The 21,868-nt window shown below is 36.7% G+C and carries 17 protein-coding genes and 1 pseudogene; 11 read left to right on the forward strand and 7 right to left on the reverse strand.

The genetic code is table 11. From position 1 onward, the window contains the following. Positions 1 to 111: 111 nt before the first annotated feature. The 9 genes and pseudogenes from AC1M83_RS09300 (at position 112) to AC1M83_RS09340 (ending at position 9,756) form a co-directional block, all read left to right on the forward strand. Positions 112 to 624: a hypothetical protein gene (locus tag AC1M83_RS09300; RefSeq protein ID WP_180028102.1), complete on the forward strand. Its 513-nt coding sequence runs from the start codon at positions 112 to 114 to the stop codon at positions 622 to 624. 248 nt (positions 625 to 872) lie between these two features. Continuing rightward, positions 873 to 1,007 (forward strand): annotated as a pseudogene (tatA, locus tag AC1M83_RS09305) (twin-arginine translocase TatA/TatE family subunit); the annotation flags it as partial. Positions 1,008 to 1,073: 66 nt separating this feature from the next. Then, the gene (tatB, locus tag AC1M83_RS09310; RefSeq protein WP_481590506.1) at positions 1,074 to 1,397 is read left to right on the forward strand and encodes a Sec-independent protein translocase protein TatB; all 324 of its coding nucleotides are present in this window, start codon (positions 1,074 to 1,076) and stop codon (positions 1,395 to 1,397) included. Between the two features lie 68 nt (positions 1,398 to 1,465). Continuing rightward, on the forward strand, positions 1,466 to 2,206 hold the full coding sequence (gene tatC, locus AC1M83_RS09315; RefSeq protein WP_481590507.1) for a twin-arginine translocase subunit TatC: 741 nt from the start codon (positions 1,466 to 1,468) through the stop codon (positions 2,204 to 2,206). A 143-nt stretch (positions 2,207 to 2,349) separates the two neighbouring features. Next, complete coding sequence (locus AC1M83_RS09320) at positions 2,350 to 2,688, forward strand: hypothetical protein (protein WP_035268003.1); 339 nt, start codon at positions 2,350 to 2,352, stop codon at positions 2,686 to 2,688. A 94-nt stretch (positions 2,689 to 2,782) separates the two neighbouring features. Further along, complete coding sequence (locus tag AC1M83_RS09325) at positions 2,783 to 4,570, forward strand: cholesterol oxidase substrate-binding domain-containing protein (RefSeq protein WP_481589117.1); 1,788 nt, start codon at positions 2,783 to 2,785, stop codon at positions 4,568 to 4,570. A 235-nt stretch (positions 4,571 to 4,805) separates the two neighbouring features. Next, the gene (locus tag AC1M83_RS09330) at positions 4,806 to 6,074 is read left to right on the forward strand and encodes an HlyD family secretion protein (protein WP_481589118.1); all 1,269 of its coding nucleotides are present in this window, start codon (positions 4,806 to 4,808) and stop codon (positions 6,072 to 6,074) included. Between the two features lie 11 nt (positions 6,075 to 6,085). Beyond that, a complete protein-coding gene (locus AC1M83_RS09335) occupies positions 6,086 to 8,218 on the forward strand; it encodes a peptidase domain-containing ABC transporter (protein WP_180028106.1) in 2,133 nt (710 codons plus the stop codon). Next, positions 8,215 to 9,756 (forward strand): TolC family protein, encoded by a 1,542-nt coding sequence (locus tag AC1M83_RS09340; protein ID WP_481590508.1) that lies wholly within the window; start codon positions 8,215 to 8,217, stop codon positions 9,754 to 9,756. Before AC1M83_RS09335 ends, AC1M83_RS09340 begins: the two co-directional genes overlap by 4 nt. A gap of 58 nt (positions 9,757 to 9,814) precedes the next feature. Here AC1M83_RS09340 and AC1M83_RS09345 read toward each other — a convergent pair whose 3' ends face one another. From AC1M83_RS09345 to AC1M83_RS09355, 3 genes are all read right to left on the reverse strand, one after another. After that, complete coding sequence (locus tag AC1M83_RS09345) at positions 9,815 to 11,152, reverse strand: CitMHS family transporter (RefSeq protein ID WP_481590509.1); 1,338 nt, start codon at positions 11,150 to 11,152, stop codon at positions 9,815 to 9,817. Between the two features lie 337 nt (positions 11,153 to 11,489). Next, the gene (gene paeA, locus AC1M83_RS09350; RefSeq protein WP_035267989.1) at positions 11,490 to 12,812 is read right to left on the reverse strand and encodes a polyamine export protein PaeA; all 1,323 of its coding nucleotides are present in this window, start codon (positions 12,810 to 12,812) and stop codon (positions 11,490 to 11,492) included. Positions 12,813 to 12,953: 141 nt separating this feature from the next. Then, positions 12,954 to 13,946, reverse strand: coding sequence for a LysR family transcriptional regulator (locus tag AC1M83_RS09355; RefSeq protein ID WP_035268043.1), 993 nt, complete (start codon positions 13,944 to 13,946; stop codon positions 12,954 to 12,956). Positions 13,947 to 14,627: 681 nt separating this feature from the next. On the opposite strand from AC1M83_RS09355, the gene AC1M83_RS09360 reads away from it, so the two are divergent. Both AC1M83_RS09360 and AC1M83_RS09365 read left to right on the forward strand, forming a co-directional pair. Then, complete coding sequence (locus AC1M83_RS09360) at positions 14,628 to 16,229, forward strand: isocitrate lyase (RefSeq protein WP_035267987.1); 1,602 nt, start codon at positions 14,628 to 14,630, stop codon at positions 16,227 to 16,229. A gap of 194 nt (positions 16,230 to 16,423) precedes the next feature. After that, entirely contained in the window at positions 16,424 to 17,011 is a 588-nt protein-coding gene (locus AC1M83_RS09365; protein ID WP_180028109.1) for a 1-acyl-sn-glycerol-3-phosphate acyltransferase, read from the forward strand. Positions 17,012 to 17,042: 31 nt separating this feature from the next. Here the strand turns inward: AC1M83_RS09365 and AC1M83_RS09370 are convergent, their stop codons facing one another. The 4 genes from AC1M83_RS09370 to trpS form a co-directional block, all read right to left on the reverse strand. Beyond that, entirely contained in the window at positions 17,043 to 17,780 is a 738-nt protein-coding gene (locus AC1M83_RS09370) for a sulfite exporter TauE/SafE family protein (protein WP_481590510.1), read from the reverse strand. A gap of 169 nt (positions 17,781 to 17,949) precedes the next feature. Beyond that, positions 17,950 to 19,659 (reverse strand): flotillin family protein, encoded by a 1,710-nt coding sequence (locus AC1M83_RS09375; protein WP_481590511.1) that lies wholly within the window; start codon positions 19,657 to 19,659, stop codon positions 17,950 to 17,952. Positions 19,660 to 19,677: 18 nt separating this feature from the next. Beyond that, complete coding sequence (locus tag AC1M83_RS09380) at positions 19,678 to 20,316, reverse strand: YqiJ family protein (RefSeq protein ID WP_481590512.1); 639 nt, start codon at positions 20,314 to 20,316, stop codon at positions 19,678 to 19,680. 387 nt (positions 20,317 to 20,703) lie between these two features. Next, entirely contained in the window at positions 20,704 to 21,717 is a 1,014-nt protein-coding gene (trpS, locus tag AC1M83_RS09385) for a tryptophan--tRNA ligase (RefSeq protein ID WP_481588074.1), read from the reverse strand. Positions 21,718 to 21,868: the final 151 nt, after the last annotated feature.

A 21,868-nucleotide genomic window follows, 5' to 3' on the forward strand; every position in this document is an offset into this window, starting at 1 on the left:
ATTCCAAATATTTAGAATCATTTGAAAGCTTATCGATTCAATTTGAATTAGATTATGTATTTGTGTTGAATTATGAGAAAATGCAAGATTAAGTTGAATTGAAGTACTCCCATGACACACCACAATGCTGAATCTTTAAGTGATATCGAAATTTTAGATATTTTACAGTCTATGAAATCTGACGAACTTAATGTTGAGGCGAATAAACTGATTCGTAGTGGTGGTAAAGAGGGGCGTCAGGAAGCACATAAAAAAGCCTTGGTTGCATTACATCAATCTTTTGAAGAAAAGTTTGTTGAAGCAGTGACACTTGCTTTAGGTTTAAATGAAGCACAAGCAAAAAAAATTAAATATAAAAAAGACAGAATTCGTATTCTTAAAGCGCGTGGTATTGATTATCTTGAGATTGATGGTGCTGAAACAGCACAAGTTTTATCGCAGGTTGCACAGGCGATTACACGCGAAGAAGCAATCGTAACGCGTGATCTACACAATATTTTTCCGTTTTGGAAAGAAGGCTGGCCAATGGTTCAGTTAGATAATGCGTATGCTATTTTAGCTGAAGATATCGATATTCATTATCAAGCAACTTTAGATAAACTTTTAGAAATCTATGGTCGCTAATACTTTATTATTCAAGTTAAACGAAGAATTGAAAACGTAGTTTAGCGAACCAAGTGACTGAAAACCGATTTAAGCAAAGGCTTAAATCGGTTTTTTTACTTTTATCAGTAGCTTATATTTTGAAAGCAGAATAAAAAATCTTAACAGACTCAAATATGTATGCTGAGATTGTTAGACATTTCAAGAGTTCTATGCATTGTTGGTCTGTTATTATTAAGCAATATTAAAAAATAAGGATAACTATAATGATGGGTCTTTCAATTGGTCATATCGCACTATTTGCCATAATTATTTTGGTCATTTTCGGTACAGCTAAATTAAAGAATTTTGGCAAAGATGTCGGCGGCGCTGTAAAAGATTTTAAAGATGCTGTTCGCGAAGATAAAAAAGACACTCATCAATAATCTTTTTTAAACAATATTCAAAGCAATATTGTGGTGTTTTAACCTATGTTTGATGTTGGGTTTGGAGAACTACTCTTTCTTGGACTGATTGTAATTGTGGTCTTGGGTCCTGATCGTTTACCCGATGCGATTCGTTTTGCGCTTCGAAGCTTGAAAAAAATAAGTGAAATAAAATCCGATATTAAACAGAAAGTAGATCTAGAACTTGAGCTTCATCAACTTCGTGAAGAATTAAAAGACGAAATTCAGAATGTTAAACAGCTTGAAACTCAAATGCAGGAATATTTCGCGCATCTAGATGATCAAATTGATCAGAAACAAAAACAATATTTCCCCAATACAAAAGTTTTATGTTCCAGCACCTTATAAAACAGATTTTCTAATGACTCATTTAGCGCATTGGTCGTGTGTTGATATACATGTAATGGGAGTGAGATATGTCTGAAACTTCCGACCTAAAAAAAACACTGAGTCATTTTTCTGATTATTTTGAAGAATTTAGGCGAAATTTAATTCATGTCGTTATCGGCTTTTTAGTTATTTTTGTTGGATTAGTGCCATTCGCGAACAAAATTTATAACGCGATCGCACTGCCTCTACAAGCTAAATTACCTGCAAATGCGCATATGATTGCGACAGATATTACCAGTACATTTGTAGCACCCATTAAGTTGGTATTTTTTGTCACGCTGATCATCCTTTTTCCTTTTATTTTTTATAAATTATATGTTTTTTTAAAACATGCGCTTTATCTGAAAGAACGTAAAATTTTCTTTTTCTTTTTTCCCTCAAGTATTGTGTTGTTTTACTCGGGCATTGCACTGGGATACTTTTTTATTCTGCCCGCTGTATTGGGATTCTTTATTGGAGTTTCGCCAGATAGTGTGACCCCTATGACAGATATTCAACAATACTTATTGTTTTGTATTAAGTTTTTCTTCGTCTTAGGGCTGATTTTTCAAGTGCCATTGGTCATTATGATCACGGTGTATTTTGGATTAGTAGACATTGAGACCATCCAAAAAAATAGACCTTACATTTTTATCTTTTGTTTTTTTATTGCCATGTTTGTAACGCCGCCAGACATATTATCAATGGCGATTGGGGGCACAATGATCTATCTATTATTTGAAATTGGGCTGTTATTTTCAAGAATATTGAGTCAATCGAATTATTAAAATTAATGTTAAATAAATCACAAAATAATTAAATAGTGTCATACAGTTTTCATTATAGATACACAATTCATTCTGTATATTAAAAAGTGCTTAACAAAAGTTAGGTGTATCTAACATAAATTCTTTATAACGAGGTTTTAATCATGAGCTTAGTAGAATTAAAGCAAGAAGAAATCAATGAAGTATCTGGTGCTGGAACATTGATTGGTGACTCAATCATCCACGGTGTGAACTTATTCAATCAAACACTTAATTCAAAACTGATTTCATCAGTTGGTGTTGTATTTAGTGCAGTAGGTTTAGGGCTAGTACACCAAGCTGCTGATACTACTGGTTTAGTGGCATCAAAAACATTAATTGGTCTTGGTCGTGCACTTGGTGGCGATGTAGCTGAAACTCCAAACCATTACGAAAAAGAAAAGGCAGAAGGTCAATATAAACTTCTTCCGACTTTAAATGGCGTTCGTGCTTGGCTTTCATAAGTTTTAAATAAAGTGTTAAAGGCAGACTGGTCATGAGTACTGGTCTGCTTTCAGTAACAGAAATAATAAAGCTAAACTTTTGGTGGCTATAACAATGCAGAATTCATCAGAACAAATAGATCACGATAAAAGAAACTTTCTAAAAACAATGGGTAGCTTAGCTGCTGTTGGTGCTGTTTCAGCATGGCTTCCAACACAAAAGGCAGAAGCTTGGTTTTTTCCTTTACAAGAAAGATTAGTAAATTTCCCAACTGAAATCTCAATTTTTAAACAGAAATATGAAAATTGGTCTGGGGAATCTCGTTATGAAAATGCATGGACAGCATCACCGAGAAATCAAGAACAAGTTTTAAAAGCCATTAACTGGGCATATCAAAATGGCTATAAAGTCAGACCCAAAGGGATGTCACATAATTGGTCACCTTTATTGTTGGATGATCAAGACAAGATTACTAAAATTTTATTGATTGATATGCCAACGCATATCAACAAAGTCAGTATTGATGCAAAAGGTATTGTGACTGCCGAAGCAGGCATTCAAATGGAAGCATTGTTAACCGCAATGGAATACCGTAATCGTGGATTTGTAGCAGTGCCCGCACCTGGAGATTTAACTTTGGGTGGTGTGTTGGCCATTGATGGTCATGGCACAGGTGTACCTGCCGTAGGGGAAATAAAACAAGAAGGTCAAACTTATGGTTCGATCAGTAATTTAGTGGTATCGATCACTGCTGCTGTTTTCGACCAACGAGAAGGTCGATATGTTGCGAAAACCTTCCTGCGAAATGATCCAGAAATTCGTGCATTTTTAGTTCATATAGGTCGTGCATTTATTTTATCTGCACAATTACAAACGTCAAAAAATCAATATATTCGTTGTGAAAGCTATACCGACATTCATATCAATGAGCTATTCGCTCAAGATAAGCATGCTGGACGTACCTTCTCTCATTTTCTGGATAAATCTGGTCGTGCAGAAGCAATTTGGTTTCCATTCACCGATTATCCTTGGTTAAAAGTTTGGACTGTTACTCCGTATCGTCCTTTGACTGCTCGACAGACAGTCAAACCATTCAATTATTGGTTCTCAGATAATTTGATCAAACCTATTACTGATTTGATTCATAAAATCATCGTCAATAAAAGTACTTATCTCACGCCAACCTTCGGTTTTACTCAGTATGAAATCTCTAAACTAGGTTTAAATGGTACGCCATTATCTGGAATCACGACGATTTTGACTGGTGGTTTGGCTTCCACTCAAACTTATGATTTATGGGGAACGTCAAAAAACGTTTTACTGTATGTCAAACCAACAACTTTGCGTGTTACGGCAAATGGCTATGCTGTCATTACCAGTCGTGCAAACGTTCAACGGGTTATTGCTGATTTTTGTGATTATTTCGGCATTAAGATGAAGCAATATCAAAAAATGGGTCGTTTCCCAATGAATGGACCTGTTGAAATTCGAGTTACGGGCTTGGATCATCCAGAAGATTCAATTGTTCACGGCGCTCAAACAGCAGCATTATCAGCCATTAAACCTTGTCCTGATCATCCTGAATGGGACTGTGCCGTTTGGTTTGATATTTTAACCTTGCCAGGTACGCCATTCTCAGCGCAATTTTACACAGAAGTTGAGGAGTGGATGTCACAACGTTATCAAGGTGATTCTTTGATGCGACCAGAATGGTCTAAAGGGTGGGGCTATACCAATCAAAAAGCTTGGGATAGTTCAACTTATATCGATTACGAAATTCCACGCGTCCATGCTCAGGGTCAATCTAATCATTTAACCATTCAGTCGAGTAGTCATATTTTAAAGCAATATGATCCTCATGCTTTGTTCACAGCACCTTTAGTCAATCGAGTTTTGAAATAAAACAAGATGAACGCTTCGTTTTTAATCTATTGAAATCAGTATCCAACTGAGTTTATTCAAAGCAGATTTAGCTGAGCGAAGTGTGGGATAGAACAGGAGACAACACAGATCATGACTATTTTATTGAAAACTTTTGGTTTGTGTTTGTCTCTTTTAAGCACGCTGTTGAAATGTAGTCAACTTGATGAAAATTCAATATAAAAACCCGTACTTGAAAAATTAATTACAAATATATATGACAAATAAGCTGTTTAGAGACAAAGCGATTGATGCACAAAAGTCAAAGTGGATTGGTGAAGTCATTTTGATTCGACCATTTTCATTTACGGTACTCACGATTGTTGTCGCCATTTTTACTGTTTTATTAGTGAGTTTTATTTTTTTTGGAAGCTATACGAAGAGGACGAGTGTTAAAGGATTATTGATTCCTAATACAGGTTTAATCCGAGTTTATAGTGCTGAAGGGGGTACAGTCAGTGAAAAATTCGTCAAAGAAGGTCAATTAGTGGAGAAAGGGACACCATTAATTACATTAAAAATGACGCGTTATAATAGTACAGGTAACTATAATGAGTCTGTACAAAAACAAATTGAGTTAAAAAAACAAAGTTTAGATACTGAAAAAAATAAACTAAAAGACTTACATTTAAATAATGTTCAACAATTAAATGCAGAAATTCAATCTATACGTTTAGATTTAATAAAATTAGATGGCTTAATTGCCGAGCAACGCCAACGTCTAGCACTTGCACAAGAAAATGCACATCGTTATCGAGATTTAAAAGATAAAGAATATATTTCGATTGAAGAATATCAACTGAAGCAAGATAACTATATCAGCCTAAAAGTTGCATTACAGAGTTATGAGCGTGAAAAAAATACTAAACAAGCTGAATTAGAAAATAAATTATTGGCTCAGCAAGGACTAGCATCGAAGTTGGAAAGTGAGCTGACTTTGGTCGATCGTCAATTAGCTTCGAATCAGCAAGAATTTTTAGAAAATAAAGCGCGGGATAGTTTGCTATTACAAGCCAATGCGACAGGAAAAATAGCATCGATTAATGCAGAGGTTGGTCAGTTTATTTCTCCTAATATTCCTGTTATGAATATTGTTCCGACGCCTTCTTATTTAGAAGCACATCTTTTTGTACCCAGTTCAGCAATTGGATTTATAAGGACTGGTCAAACCGTAAAACTTCGTTTTCAAGCCTATCCTTACCAAAAATTTGGTCAAGGTGAAGGTGTGATTCATTCAATCTCAGCGACGACGATGAACCCACAAGAACTGACCAATTTAGGCGAGTTAAGTCAGGGTGTAACATTTAACCAAAGTGAACCTGTGTATTTAGTCAAAGTCAAATTAGAACAACAGTTTGTAAAAGCCTATGGTGAAAGTAAGCCTCTTAAAGTGGGCATGGCCTTTGATGCAGATATCATGCAAGAAAAAAGAAAACTATATGAATGGGTACTCGAACCGTTATATAGCATCACGGGCAAGATATAAGAAGAAATAACATGCAGATATTAGACAAAATTTCTCTTGGATTTGGACGGAAAATTCCAACCATTTTACAGACGGAAGCGACAGAATGTGGATTAGCCTGTATTGCGATGATTGCGCATTATTATGGCTATGAGTCTGATTTATTAACGTTAAGACGTCGTTTTTCAGTTTCTCAAAAGGGTTCAAATCTCAATCAGCTGATCAAAATTAGTAATCAGTTGAAAATGGTAACACGCCCATTAAAGCTGGATTTAGAAGATTTAGATCAGCTTAAAACCCCATGTATTTTACATTGGGATTTCAACCACTTTGTGGTGTTGCAAGAAGTCAGTGCCAATAAAGTCACGATTTTAGATCCAGCATTTGGTAAACGTGTACTGACACTCAATGAGGTATCTGAACATTTTACGGGTGTTGCATTAGAGCTTTGGCCAGATACTGAATTTGAAAAAAAAGAAGATAAAAATCAGATTCAGCTTAAAGGTCTAATTGGTCATGTTCGTGGTTTATGGAAATCTCTCGGGCAAATTTTGATCTTGGCTTTAGCCTTAGAAGTTTTTTCATTAATTAGCCCATTCTTTATGCAATGGGTGATCGACCATGTGATCGTATCTGCAGATCGGGATCTCTTAACGATACTGGCTATTGGCTTTGGCATGTTAATGTTACTTCAGCAGTTTATCGGGCTACTTCGTTCTTGGATCATGATGTATATGAGCACACATTTAAGTGTGCAGTGGCAAGCCAACGTCTTTAATCACATGATTAATGTTCCTGTCTCTTATTTTGAAAGACGATCACTCGGTGACATTGTTTCACGATTTGGATCAATTGGAAACATTCAAACCACGCTCACCACAACGTTCTTAGCTGCGATTCTTGATGGATTAATGACTGTATTTACGTTGATTTTAATGTTTGTATACAGTCCGAAGTTAGCTTGGATTGCAATTTTTACTATGGGCTTATACGCCTTAATCCGATGGATTTGGTATGCACCTTTGAAACGAGCGACTGAAGCGCAGATTATTCATGCAGCGAAGCAAAGCAGCCATTTTATGGAAACTGTGCGTGGAGCTAAAACCATAAAACTGTTCCAACGACAAGATGTTCGCCGTTCGACTTGGTTAAATCTTATGGTCAATCAAGTCAATGCTGGATTAACGACCCAAAAGCTGGGGTTGGGATTCTCATTGGCAAATGGAGTGCTATTTGGGATTCAGAACATTCTAATTATTTGGTTAGGTGCCACATTGGTATTGGAGGGTAATTTTACAGTTGGTGTGCTGATGGCATTTATGGCGTATAAAGGCCAATTTGATAGTCGGGTTGCAGGACTAATCGATAAGTTTATCGAAGTTAAAATGCTTCAAATTGATGTAGAGCGTTTATCCGATATTGTGTTAACAGAACAAGAAAAATTATACGGTGATGCTGAAATCACAAATGTAGATCAGGTTGATAATGCAATTGAAGTCGAAAATCTGCACTTTAAATATTCAGAAAATGACCCTTATGTACTCAAGGGGATTAGTTTTAAGATTCCCCAAAATCAATCTGTCGCCATTGTCGGGGAAACAGGTTGCGGTAAGACCACATTGCTACATGTTCTGTTAGGCGTATTTAAGCAGAATGAAGGTGAAGTCAAAATCATGGGGCGTGACTTTGAACAATTAGGATTAAACGCTGTGCGAGATCAAGTCGCGACAGTGTTACAAGATGACATTCTATTTGCTGGTTCAATCGCAGAAAACATTTGCTTTTTTGATTCAAATCCAGATATGCAATGGGTACAACAATGTGCAGCCTATGCCGCAATTCATGATGACATTAGCCGTATGCCAATGGGATATCAAACCTTAGTGGGGGATATTGGTAATATGTTGTCAGGAGGACAAAAACAACGAATTTTATTGGCTCGTGCTATCTATAAAAAACCAAAGATTTTATTTATGGATGAGGCGACCAGTAGTTTAGACGTATTAAAAGAACAAGAGGTCAATGCAAATCTCAAGCATTTGAATATTACCAAATTGATTATTGCACATCGTCCAGAAACGATTTCATCCGCTGAGCGGATTATCGCTTTACAAGATGGCGTGATTGTCCGTGATATGTTGACCAAGGATTTGCAACCTAAATGAAAATTACATACATCGCTTTCATTGTTGTTGCAGGGTCTCTATTCGGACATAGTTCGTTGGCTTATGCAGAGAGTTGGTTGTCAAAACTGACTCCAAATCTAAAAAAACAGCGCGAGACTTTATGGTTTGATGAGCTCACAGCTCAGCGTAATGCCCGCGAGAATGAGACAAAACGTAAGCAAATAGAACAACAACTCAATCAAAGTGTGTCACTTGATCTTCAAAATCATAAAAAGTTAAGTCAACCTCAACATTGTTTATCTCAAAATAGTCTCAAGAATGAACAGCAAATAGAGCTCCTTGATGCCATTGAACGTGCAGTTTGTCGTAATCCTGAGACAAAAAGTGCTTGGGTACAAATGCGTATTCAAGCTGCTCAGCTTAAAATCTCTAAAGCAAATTATTATCCTCAAGTGAATAGCACCTTGAATTACGATTGGTCACGTGATGATAATCAAGTAAAAGATCGTCCTGTTTTGAGTTATGACACTGACTTACGCCGTTACGGACTTGGAATAAGAGCCAATTGGCTACTTTATGATTTTGGTAGTCGATTTTATCAAGCAGAAGAAGCCGAAAAATTATTAGCGATGTCTTTGGCACAGCATGATGTTGCTTTGCAAAATATGATCATCAAAACGATTTCGACTTATTATCAAATTATTCAGGCTGAGTTAAAGTTAAATAATATTAATGAGTTGGTTGTACTTGCAGAAAAAAACTATGAAATTGCAAATGCTCGATATCGTGCGGGTGTTGGTATCAAATCAGATGCATTACAAATGTCCGCAAATTTGGCGAAAGTAAAGTCAGATCAAACTAAATTTTCAGGTGATTTAAAAATAGCAAAAGGACTTTTAGCATCATTAATGGGTGAGCCTGCATACCAAAATTTCAAAATTAATAATCAATTAAAAATTCCAAAAGAGCTAGATCTTAAACCGATTGAAATCCTCATTCAGGATGCTGAAAAAATGCATCCAAAGTTTAAAGCTGCACAATATGATTCACTCGCAGCTGAAAATAAAATTAAGGCAATACAGCGGTCTAGATATCCATCTGTTAGTTTTAACGGCATTTATGATCAGCAAAAACAAACGAGTGACAGTTATGGCAGTGATCGCCAATCTCTACAAGCAGGTGTGCAAGTCAATTTCCCATTGTTTGATGGTTATAATCGAAAAAATCAAATTGTCGTTGCTCAAGAAAACTTAAAATTAAAGCAATTAGAGCAAGAAAGATTGAAGCTTGAAATTAATGCTGAAATCTGGAAAAGCTATAATGAGCTAAATGCAATCCATGACAATATTAAGGCGCTAACGATATTGAATCAAAGTGCTTCAGAAGCCTATGAAGTCGCCCAAGGACGTTATAAAGCGGGTGTAGGAAATTTACTCGAAGTGCTTAATGCTCAGAATGTATTGAATGAAGCAAAAATGAATTATTCCACCTTGTTGACAGAGTTTTTAGTGGTGAGGTATCAACTTCTATCTAACATGGGGAACTTGAATATTTGGAATGAGACTCAAGCTCAATAAGCCTTTATAAATAAGAGATTGGAGTGATCAAAAAATCACTCCGAAACTAGAGCTACGATTAAATAGCAGAATAGAATGGGAACATCCCAAATATTAATCCACTTGCAAGCATCACTAAGCACGTAATAATCGCCCATTTAATGGTAAATTTTTGGTGTTGACCAAACTCAATCCCAGCAAGCCCGCAGAGTAAAAAGGTAGATGGAACTAAGGGTGAGAGCAGATGAACGGGTTGACCAACAATCGATGCACGAGCCATTTCCACAGGAGAGATGCCATAATGTGCTGCAGCTTCAGATAAGATGGGCAGAACACCATAGTAAAAAGCATCATTTGACATAAAGAACGTTAAAGGCATGCTTAAAACGGCTGTGATTGGTGCCAAATATGGACCCATACTATCTGGAATAATCGCTACTAACTCTTTTGACATGGCATCGACCATACCCGTGCCAGTGAGTAAACCTGTAAAAATACCAGCGGCAAAAATAATACCAACGACATTTAAAGCACTACCAGCATGATGAGCGACTAAGCTTTTTTGCATATCAATATCACGATAGTTCACGACTAAAGCAATACACAATGCAATCATAAATAAAATAGGCATAGGCAAAATACCCATGACTAGGCTGGCCATCAGTGCAAGAGTTAATAATCCATTAAACCATCTCAAATGCGCTCGATTTGCCTCTGGGTTTGATGAAATTTGAATATTGTCGCCATGGCTAATATCCAATTCCATGATGCCTAATCTTTTTCGCTCCATTCGGCCATACATGGTTCCTAAAAAGTACAACCAACCAATGGCGAACAGCATCGGTAAAATCATAGGAACAAACACATCGCTAGGATCTACATGGAGTGCACTTGCCGCACGTGCAGTAGGTCCACCCCATGGCGTTAAATTCATGATTCCACTGGCTAACATCATGAGACAGGCCATAATTAAAGGGCTCATGCCTAATCGCTTGTAAAGCGGTAACATGGCAGCAACACAGATCATATAAGTGGTAGAGCCATCACCATCTAAAGACACGATCAATGTTAAGGTAATCGTACCTAATACTATTTTGAGGGGATCACCTTTTACCAATCTGAGAATAAATTTCACTGATGGATCGAATAAACCTGTATCAATCATGATGGCAAAATACAAGATAGCAAATAGCAACATGACGCCGGTAGGTGCTAACCTTTTAACACCATCTAACATCATTTCACCAAGTTCATTAAGTTGAATATGGTTCAAACTATCTACAAAAAAACCTAATCCATATGCAATTAGCGCAAAAAGAACGGGAATAAGCGTGAGTGCGACGAGGGGAGTCATACGTCTAGACATAATGAGGTACATAAAGCACAAAATCATGCCCAAACCAAGCAAGGTCAACATGGATCTATCCTTAGATTAGCGTTTTAATCAATATTGTTTCTATTACAGTATTTGTTATCTTCGAAAACGCCGACCATCTTAGAGAAATTTATGATTAAACTAAATATTGTTTAGAAAATATTAAAATAACCATAATTTTTATAAAAAATAGTATTTAAAATTCATAAGTTTAAAATTTATATTTTGTGATTGGAGACATTAAACATGATTTTTAAGTGTGATAGTTGTAATAAAAATTGAGTATAAATTCTAATTTCAATAATTTTTGAAGGCGAAAAATCTCAAGTTTAATTAGATAAACTGAATAAAAAAATCCACCTGAGTGGTGGATAGTGTCTTATTCAACAGTTGATTCTAATTCTGCTTTTTCATCAAGTAATCTGGTCACGAGTAGTTGGTCAATTTTAAAATGGTCAACATCGACCACCTCGAATTTATAACCATTAAATACCACACTATCAGCAGGACGTGGAATCTTACGAAGTTTAAACATCATAAACCCAGCTAAAGTTTCATAGTTTTCATCATCAGGCATTTCATCAATTTCTAATGCATGCTTGACATCTTCAATAGGTGTACTGCCTTCAATCAGCCAAGAATGATCATCCCGCTTGATAATTTGAAGATCTTCATCCGTTGGCGTAACCCAGTCACCCATCACGGTAATCATAATATCAGATAGGGTAATAACACCAACCACCAAGGCATATTCATTGATCACAACGGCAAACTTTTCTTTACTAGATCTGAAGCGATCAAGTAATTCTGACAGTGTAAGTGTATCTGGAATCGTTAATACATTACGGATAGTGGATTCATTCAACTGATTAAATTTTTGATTATTTAAAATACGAATCAAGATATCTTTAGCATCAACATAGCCAATCACTTGATCAATATTTTCATTGCAGACTAGATATTTTGAATAGGGAAATTCAGCCAGTTTTTGACGAATACTTTCTTCTGATTCATTGATGGTAAAGAAAACTACGTTTTCACGTGTAGTCATGCTCGAAGGAACATTTCGTTCTTCAAGTTCAAATACATTTTCAATAAAGTGATGTTCTTGTTTTTGTAAGACACCTGCTTGTGCTCCTGCATCCATTACCGCGGAAATATCATCAAAAGTAATATTATCATCACGAGTAGTATTTACTTTGAATAAACGGAATAAGAGGTTGGCAATTGCATTGATAAACCAAGCTAATGGACGACAAACAGTAATGAATACCTGAATAGGATTAATTAAAGAGACAGCGATTTTTTCAGGTGCAATCATTGCCAATCGTTTAGGCATAAGATCAGCAAATAAAATAAACAGTGATGTCACTAAAGTAAATGACAATGCAAAACCAATTGATTGTGACCAAGGACCATCATAGAAACGATCGACCAAAATCACAAAATAAGGTCTAAATGCAGCTTCACCTAAAATCCCTCCCAAAATTGCAATAGCATTTAAGCCGATTTGCGAGGCAGCAAAGAAATCAGCTGAATTCTCTTGGAGCGTAAGCACTTTTTGTGCACGATCATCACCAGACTCAGCCAAAATTTTCAGTTTCACTTTACGTGATCCTGCAAGTGCGATTTCACTTAATGATAAGAATCCAGCTCCAGCAATCAAAATCATAATGATCACGAAATTCTGAAAGAGGCTCACACGAACACCTTTGTTTTTAAATTATTTATGAGGAAAGTTTTATCACAAAAAACATAGAGGTAGTGAATTTTTACACTACCTCAATATCATAGTTATTGAATAAAAATTTTTAAAGTATTGATTTAAATCAGCTCTACTCAATCAAAATTGTGAGAAGTGGGTATTGTTATTTGAAAGAAATTCACGATTTTCTTCCTCAGTCATTTGACGAGCAACATATAAAATCAACTGACGTAACCAACGATGAGCAGGATGATGATGTAATAGAGGGCACCACGCCATTTTGAGTTCAAATTCAGGAATGTAAAATGGAGGGTCTTTGAGCATCAAGTTTTGACTTTTAGCTTGTAGGCGAGCGATTTTCGTCGGTAATGTCGCAATGAGATCGACATTAGACGCTAATAAACCTGGCATTTGATAATGACGTGTAAATACCGAAATTTTGCGTTTTTGACCAATACGTTCTAAAGCTTGATCAATCCAACCTAAACCAGCTTGTTTTTCTGGGTTAACACCAAATCCTACCCCCATCCCAGTTTTAGAAACCCAGATATGTTGCGCATCTAGATAACTTTTTAGATTCAAATTATTTACGGCAGGATGCTTATTATTCAGTAAGCATGAAAAGCTGTCACGCCACACCAGAACCTGATGAAAACTTTGTGGTATTTCGTTGAAACGGTTGATGGCAAGATCAACTTTACCTTGTTCCATATCACGATAGGATACATCACTCGGTGTTAGAAAATCTAAAACAACATTTGGTGCTTCTGAACGCAGAGCCTTAACTAAGCGAGGCACAAGTGTAGCTTCAGCATAATCTGAAGTCATGATGCGGAAAACACGATTTGACGTATAAGGTCTAAATTCTGTTCGTGGTTCTAAGATCATAGATAGATCAGAAAGGGCATCACGAATACGAGGCTGTAGTTCTAAAGCCCTTTCTGTAGGAGTCATTCCTTCAGAAGAGCGAATTAAAAGCGGATCATTAAATAAGTTACGAAGACGACGTAAAATATTACTCATTGCAGGTTGAGTAACACCCAATTGTTCTGCTGCACGTGTAACATTCTTCTCTCGCAAAAGAACATCTAAGTAAATTAAGAGATTGAGATCAACCCGCTCAAGATTCATAAAAAAAATACCGAAAATAAATTTTTGAAATCGTGAGGAATTATGCCATAAGCGCTTAGGTTTGTGTGTTTTTATGCTGATTTTTTCAGCAGAATTTAACATATATTCATCAAATTTACGTTTTTTTTGTCATAAGACAGACCCTATACATTTATTTAAGAAATATGGCTTTAGTTGTTTTTGAAATTACCATGCTATGTTCTAAATTGTTTTTAGGTTTATCTCAATTTAAATGCTTTATTGGTAATTCCATCAATATGGTTCACAGTTTAAAAAATATTCATTTAAAACTAACAGTTTAATAACGATGCTCTGTCAGAAAAGTCAATTGAAGGTTAAAATCTAAAGATGTTTGAAGAAAAATTAAACGTAATTGTGAGCTTGATACTTAAGTCTAATGAATAAGAATCACTCAAATTGTGTTAAAAGTGTACAAATGTTTATTTTATAAATTTTATTAAAATCAATAATTTATAGAATGGTATTTCATTTATATTACGACTTTAATCTACATATTTTTTAAATAAATACTGAGAATTAAACGAAAATATTGGATTAATTTCTAGAGTCAATCTAAGCTAAGTCCATAGCAACGAAGCGCTCTAAATCTGAACAATTAATACCGAGTAGATTTAGTCCTTCGATTGATAAATCCTAAAATTATATACAGGGTAAAATATCATGACTACATACCAAACAGCGATTGATGCAATCCGCGAATTAAAAGCAAAATTCGGCAACACTTGGGCAGACATCAGTCCTGAAGATGCTGCACGTATGCAACTTCAAAACCGTTTCAAAACTGGTTTAGATATTGCGAAATACACAGCTGCGATTATGCGTCGTGATATGGCTGCTTATGATGCTGATTCTAGCAAATATACTCAATCTTTGGGTTGCTGGCATGGTTTCATCGCACAACAAAAAATGATTGCGAACAAAAAATACTTCGGTACTACTGAACGCCGTTACATCTACCTTTCTGGTTGGATGGTTGCTGCACTTCGTTCTGAGTTTGGTCCACTTCCTGACCAATCTATGCACGAAAAAACTTCAGTTCCTGCATTGATCGAAGAAATCTACACATTCTTACGTCAAGCAGACGCAAAAGAATTAAACGACTTATTCCGTGCACTTAAAAAAGCGCAAGAAGCGGGTGACACTGCTAAAGCTGCTGAAATCACTTCACAAATCGACAACTTCCAAACTCACGTTGTGCCAATTATTGCTGACATCGACGCTGGTTTCGGTAACGAAGAAGCAACTTACTTACTTGCGAAGAAAATGATCGAAGCGGGTGCATGTGCACTTCAAATCGAAAACCAAGTTTCTGACGCGAAACAATGTGGTCACCAAGCAGGTAAAGTAACTGTTCCACACGAAGACTTCATTGCGAAAATCCATGCACTTCGCTATGCATTCTTAGAAATGGGTCTTGACGACGGTATCATCGTTGCACGTACTGACTCTGAAGGCGCTGACTTGACTCAAAAAATCCCAGTGGTTAAAGAGCCAGGCGATATCGCTTCTCAATACATCAGCTACTTAGACACTACTGAAATTGATATTTCAGAAGCGCAAGAAGACGAAATCCTAATCAAACGTGATGGTAAATTACACCGTCCTAAGCGTTTAGCTTCTGGTCTATATCAATTCCGTGAAGGTACTCAAATTGACCGTGTTGTACTTGACTGTGTAACAAGTTTACAGAACGGTGCTGACCTTCTTTGGATCGAAACTGCAACGCCAAACGTTGAAGAAATCGCTCACATGGTGAACCGTGTACGTGAAGTTGTGCCAAATGCAAAACTTGTTTATAACAACTCACCATCATTCAACTGGACGTTAAACTTCCGTCAACAAGCTTACGACCGTTGGGTTGCTGAAGGTAAAGACGTATCTGCTTACGACCGTGCTAAGTTAATGAGCGCTGAGTATGACAATACTGAATTAGCTGCTGATGCTGATGCGAAGATCCGTACGTTCCAAGCTGATGCTTCTCGTGAAGCAGGTGTATTCCATCACTTGATTACACTTCCGACTTACCACACTGCTGCGCTTTCTACACATGAGCTTGCAGAAGGTTACTTCGGTTCTGAAGGTATGTTGGCTTATGTTGCTGGTGTACAACGTAAAGAAATCCGTGGTGGTATCGCTTGTGTTAAACATCAAGCAATGGCTGGTTCAGACATCGGTGATGACCATAAAGAAATCTTCGCTGGCGACAACGCGCTTAAAGCGGGTGACGATGCGAAAAATACAATGAACCAATTCTCTGCATAAGCACTGAACTAATTCAAAAAAACCCTGCGTAAGCAGGGTTTTTTTATTGTTAATGAAATTATTTAACTAAATACATGAGCCAATTTAATTGATGTATAGATAGAAAAACAGCGGTAGTAAAACCTAATACATATTTTGAATAAAAGTAATGCCAAAGCTGTTACAATCCCGAAAATTTACATTTGTATATTTATATGTTTGAAAAATTTGCTGAACAGAGTTTAAATGCATTAGGTTGGGAAATTGATAACCATTGGCCCTTAGATTTAGACCAATGTGTCATGATTGCTGCACCACACACCAGTAACTGGGATGCTTTATACGCGCGATTAGCGCTCAAAGCTTTAGGTGTAAATGTCAGAATTACAATTAAAGACAGCTATATGAAGTTTCCATTTGGTCCTTTTGTCCGGGCTATGGGAGGGATCGGAATTAATCGCCGACCGAAGAAAGAGGGAGAGGAAAGACCAAGCATGGTGCAATTAATGGCAGATCTTTTTAAAGATCATCCAAAATTGGTCATGTTGGTGACGCCAGAGGGAACAAGGTCAAAACAAGAAAAATGGAAAACGGGTTTTTACCATGTAGCAATTACAGCGAATGTCCCAATCGCTTTAGCATATATGGATTACAGTCAAAAAAAATGCGGTGTAGGTAAAATTATTTATCCTACTGGAGATATAGAAGTGGATATGGCAGAAATTATGGAATTTTATTCAAAGATTTCAGCTAAATTCCCCGAAAAATTTAGTGTTGACCAACGATATTCACACAACAGTTAATATATGGAGAAGGCAGAACAATCTGCCTTTTTTAATACAAGAAAATTGCGTTTAGGGTTAAAATAAAGCCTGAAAAAAACAATAAAGTTAAGACAATCGATTTAAATTTTTGCTCAGATATTTGATAAAAAATTTTTGCACCAATGATCGTAGGTAGGCTAACTGCAAAGATCAAAATCCACAAATAAGACAAGTGATTCACGTTAATGGTCTGGTTAAATAAATAGATGATCAAAGTAAACAGTTGGATGGCAAAATTAAAATGTCGAAGAATGTTGCGTTGCTCATGTTTAGGAAGTTGTTTAAGCATCACCCAAGCCGAGGGAATTGCACCACAGAATCCACCGAGCCCACCTAAAATTCCACCCAAAAAACTAATCAAGCCGTCCATCCTGAGTCTGGTATCTTTTAAACAATGTAGTTGCGGATTAAAGAACATGAGTGGGCACCAAATTAATAAAAATATCCCAAGTAGTAATTTGAACGTGTCTGCATTGATATAATGAAGCAAAAAAGTACCCAAAGGTACTCCAATTAAGCCAGCGATAATATAGACCCAAACGATAGAAGGCTTTATAAAGGTTCTTGGTTCTTTATACATTGAAATGATATGACACCATAGTGATGCACAAACGACCAAGGGGGCGGTGATCTGAGGCGGTAGAATCCATACCCAAAAAGACATCGCAATAAGAGCGAAGGCAAAACCTGTGAGTCCTTGAATAAATCCAGCAAAAATTGCGCCTAAAATAAAGATACATAACGTCATAAGGTGACTGCATCAATTGCTAAAGCAGGAGTAAAAGAAAAATGCATGAGATCGTCGGATAAGGAAAACTGATCAATCCTAAAATAATATTTGTTATCTTAAAAATAATAAGAACAGCAATAGCTAGCAGTAAAGCGAATAAAAGCCCTGAAAATCAGGGCTTTTATTATTAATTGGAGTTAGGTTTTAGGTTTTGTGTTAGACCGTTGATGTCCCCACCCTGAATACCAAGTTCACTCATTAAGCTGTCAATAAGAGGTGCTTGCGAACGATATCTAAGTGCGCTATTCACCACTTGATCTGAAAGTGCAACGGATTGTGATTGATCTGCTTGATCAGCTGAAGTTGTGGCTCCAGTAATGCCACCAAGACCATTCACTTGTAATATCTTGATATCATCAATATTTTCCATTGGTTTAACACTTTCACGGATGATTTCAGGCAAATACTTCAAAAGTGCCAAACGAATTTGCATCTCAACTTGTTCACTTGACAAAATATTATTTGCTTCATTGACTGCGCGTGTCCCTTCAGCATCGACTTGGTATTGTTTTTCTAAAGCTTGAGCCAAAAGAATTTTAGCATCAGCTTCACCTTTAGCTTTCAAGCGGACTTTTTCAGCTTCTGCTTCAGCCGCAGTACGAACAGCTTCAGCCTCATCTACAGCAGCTTGTTTTGATGCCTCGGCAGCCACAGTAATTGAAATAGCATCAGTTTCTGCAGCCTGTTTTGCAGCAACAAGTTCAACCGCTTTAATACGCTCAGCTCGCTGTGTTTCACGAACAGTCACAACTTCTTCCTCAGCTTTCACTGCTTGCGCACGAGCTTGGTCAGCAAGTGCTTTGGCTTCAGATTCAGCACGAGATTTCTCGGCAATCGCGATTGCGCGATCTTGTTCCGCAAGTTCAATGGTTTTCTTTTGTTCTACTTGCGCTTGTTCAATAATTTGTGCTTTTTGAATATTTTGATTTTCGACATCACGTGCAGCTGAAATACGTTTTAATTCAATTTCACGTTCTGCAGCGATTTGGGCTTCTTCTGCCTCACGCTTTTTGGCAGCTTCTTGCGTTGCAATTTCAGCAAGTTGTTCAGCTTTTCGAATCGAAATTTCACGCTCTTGTTGCATCTTTGCGTATTCTTCTTCACGCAGGATTTGAAGGCGTGCTTGTTCAGCCTCTAAATTTTTCGCTTTAATGGCTAAGTCAGCATCTTGTTCAATATCGTTACGTTTTTTTCGTCGATCTTCAATAGTTTCTGTTAATTTTGTTAAACCTTCTGCATCAAATGCATTTTGTGGGTTAAAAAATTTAAAGCTGGTCTGATCAAGTCCTGTTAAAGATACAGTTTCGAGTTCTAAACCATTTTTGAACAGATCTTCTGAAACTACTTGTTGAACTTTCTGAACGAAGTCGACACGTTTTTCATGTAACTCTTCCATAGCCATTTCTGCTGCTACTGCACGCAGGGAATCTACAAATTTACCTTCAACCAAATCTTTTAATTCATTTGGTGACATGGTTTTTTGACCCAAAGTTTGTGCTGCGGTAGCAATCGATTCAGCTGTTGGCTTAACACGAACATAGAACTCAGCCATCACATCTACACGCATTCGATCACGCGTAATCAAGGCTTGATCAGCTGCACGTTTAACTTCTAAACGAAGGGTATTCATATTGACAGGAATGACTTCATGTAAAACAGGAAGTACAATTGCACCACCTCCTAGTATAACTTTTTCCCCACCAAATCCAGTTCTGACAAATGAAACTTCCTTGCTAGAGCGTTTATATAGTCGTGCAATAATGGTTCCGATGACAACCAGTGCAATGAGAATAAGTCCTGCAATTATAATAATTTGATAAAAACTTGAACTAAACATTTTTTTCTCTAAGTTGATTTATTGTGAAATTGCTTGAAAGCCTTTGAGACTACGTTGTGTAAGTAAGACTTGCTGACCTTGTACGAATATTTCGTCAGCTTCAGGTTCGACTAAAATGTAATGTGTTTTACCAAAGCGATCTTTGAGTTTTGCTTGCGCAGGATAGTGCAGTCGAGCAGTGCCTAAAATGATTTCTGCTCGAAGTCCAATTAAATCGTCGCTATGAATTGCTGTGGTTTCATCTTTAGGGATGATCTTTACTATCCATCTTGAGAATAGCCGTACGAATGGCATACAGACCACAAGTACCAGTGGAGTAATGAGCCAGACTGTTAAAAATGATCCAAATACATGATGGATGATAGATTGGGCTAAGAAGCCAACAATTGAAAAGGTCGTGAGAAAGATGATCAGCCAAATTAATACAGGAATACGTCCAAGATAAAGCCAATCTAAAAATTGCATCCAAATACTAGATTGATGGTCAACGATCATTTCAGGAGAAGAATCTAATGAACTAGGTAGAAATTGCTCTAAAAATCCTTGACTACTGAGACCTGTTATTAATAGAAAGACTTCAAGAATGCCTATAAAAAACATCAAGCAGATACTAATACTGAAGAATAGGTTCGACGGATTTATAAATATGTCCCACATGGGTAGTCTCTTATAGATATTAGAATTTTTATCAAATTTTAATCAAAATAATAAAATAAAGTGACGTAATTATCAATTATATAATATTGATTTCATTTTGAATGGATTCAACATAAAAAAATACGCAGTGATTGGGGGGATCACTGCGCAGAACAACGAATCTGCTTACACAGTTTCGGTTAAGGAGAAATGTTATGAATTTTGGGGGTATTCATAACAGTAATTAAATGATATTCAATTTCATTTAGCAACTCATTGGTAGTCGGGTTAAAACGTGTAAGATTACGTTAATAAGTTTGATTGAAGGTTAATTTTAAATAGGCTAATAAATAGCCATAAAAAAAGCCGCAATGTGATGCGGCTTTAAGTGTGCTTATTTTTTAGGGATTAAAATTTAAAAACACCTAATCCAGCTTTAACTTCATCTAATGTTGCTTGCGTAATATCACGACATTTGTCAGTACCAGTTTTTAAGATATCCATAATATAATCAGGATCCTTAGCAAGCTCCATACGACGTTCACGAATAGGCGTGATCAACTCTTTTAGAACACCTTCAAGGCGTTTTTTGACTGTACCATCACCTAAACCACCACGACGATAGTGATCTTTAAGCTCTGCTACTTCTTCTGGTTTTGGATCGAAAGCATCTAAATAAGTAAATACAACATTACCTTCCACCTGACCTGGATCTTCAATACGAAGATGATTAGGATCTGTATACATAGCATTTACCGCTTTTTTAATGTCTTTATCAGAAGCATCTAAAACAATTGTATTGCCCAATGATTTAGACATTTTAGCTTTACCATCAAATCCTGGTAATCGACCAACATTCGATAGCAGTGCCTTACATTCAGGCAAAAGCTCTTGACCAATCTGACGATTTAAACGACGAACAATTTCATTTGTTTGTTCAATCATTGGAATTTGGTCTTCACCCACGGGCACAATCGATGCTTTAAAAGCAGTGATATCAGCTGCTTGAGCAACTGGATAGCATAAGAATCCAGCTGGGATGTCACGCTCGAACCCACGCATTTGTATTTCAGACTTAATCGTAGGATTTCGTTCTAGTCTTGAAACTGTGACAAAGTTTAAATAAAGCATGGTCAGCTCATTCAAAGCTGGCAAGCTTGATTGAACGCAAATTGTTGTTTTTGTCGGGTCGATCCCAACAGCGAGATAGTCAGTTGCAACTTCAATAATATTACGTCTAACTTTTTCGAAGTTATCAGCATTGTCTGTAAAAGCTTGTGCATCAGCCAATAATAGATGTTGGTGATGGGAATCTTGCAAACCTACTCGTGAACGTAAAGAACCGACAAAGTGGCCTAAATGAAGTTGTCCAGTTGGACGGTCACCTGTCAAAATAACAGGGCGATTATCTTGATTACTCATTTTCTATACCAAAGTCATCAACACTAGGGCTGAATTTTTAAAATTTCGCAATATTGTACGGCATTATTTTTTTTTATGTCAGCATAAAGCATCGAAAGAATCGAATTAAAAACACCTTATTTGAGATACTTTTAATAATGTTGATACAGAA

The organism is Acinetobacter sp. 25-47-130 (genome assembly GCF_056779705.1).

Excerpts from the sequence above, each read along its gene's own strand:
- tatC (WP_481590507.1), top strand. The coding sequence starts at position 1,466 with ATGTCTGAAACTTCCGACCTAAAAAAAACACTGAGTCATTTTTCTGAT.
- AC1M83_RS09375 (WP_481590511.1), bottom strand. The coding sequence starts at position 19,659 with ATGTTTAGTTCAAGTTTTTATCAAATTATTATAATTGCAGGACTTATT.
- AC1M83_RS09345 (WP_481590509.1), bottom strand. The coding sequence starts at position 11,152 with ATGTTGACCTTGCTTGGTTTGGGCATGATTTTGTGCTTTATGTACCTC.
- AC1M83_RS09335 (WP_180028106.1), top strand. The coding sequence starts at position 6,086 with ATGCAGATATTAGACAAAATTTCTCTTGGATTTGGACGGAAAATTCCA.
- AC1M83_RS09330 (WP_481589118.1), top strand. The coding sequence starts at position 4,806 with ATGACAAATAAGCTGTTTAGAGACAAAGCGATTGATGCACAAAAGTCA.
- AC1M83_RS09370 (WP_481590510.1), bottom strand. The coding sequence starts at position 17,780 with ATGACGTTATGTATCTTTATTTTAGGCGCAATTTTTGCTGGATTTATT.
- tatB (WP_481590506.1), top strand. The coding sequence starts at position 1,074 with ATGTTTGATGTTGGGTTTGGAGAACTACTCTTTCTTGGACTGATTGTA.
- AC1M83_RS09360 (WP_035267987.1), top strand. The coding sequence starts at position 14,628 with ATGACTACATACCAAACAGCGATTGATGCAATCCGCGAATTAAAAGCA.
- AC1M83_RS09300 (WP_180028102.1), top strand. The coding sequence starts at position 112 with ATGACACACCACAATGCTGAATCTTTAAGTGATATCGAAATTTTAGAT.
- AC1M83_RS09340 (WP_481590508.1), top strand. The coding sequence starts at position 8,215 with ATGAAAATTACATACATCGCTTTCATTGTTGTTGCAGGGTCTCTATTC.
- AC1M83_RS09365 (WP_180028109.1), top strand. The coding sequence starts at position 16,424 with ATGTTTGAAAAATTTGCTGAACAGAGTTTAAATGCATTAGGTTGGGAA.
- AC1M83_RS09320 (WP_035268003.1), top strand. The coding sequence starts at position 2,350 with ATGAGCTTAGTAGAATTAAAGCAAGAAGAAATCAATGAAGTATCTGGT.
- AC1M83_RS09325 (WP_481589117.1), top strand. The coding sequence starts at position 2,783 with ATGCAGAATTCATCAGAACAAATAGATCACGATAAAAGAAACTTTCTA.
- trpS (WP_481588074.1), bottom strand. The coding sequence starts at position 21,717 with ATGAGTAATCAAGATAATCGCCCTGTTATTTTGACAGGTGACCGTCCA.
- AC1M83_RS09355 (WP_035268043.1), bottom strand. The coding sequence starts at position 13,946 with ATGAATCTTGAGCGGGTTGATCTCAATCTCTTAATTTACTTAGATGTT.
- AC1M83_RS09380 (WP_481590512.1), bottom strand. The coding sequence starts at position 20,316 with ATGTGGGACATATTTATAAATCCGTCGAACCTATTCTTCAGTATTAGT.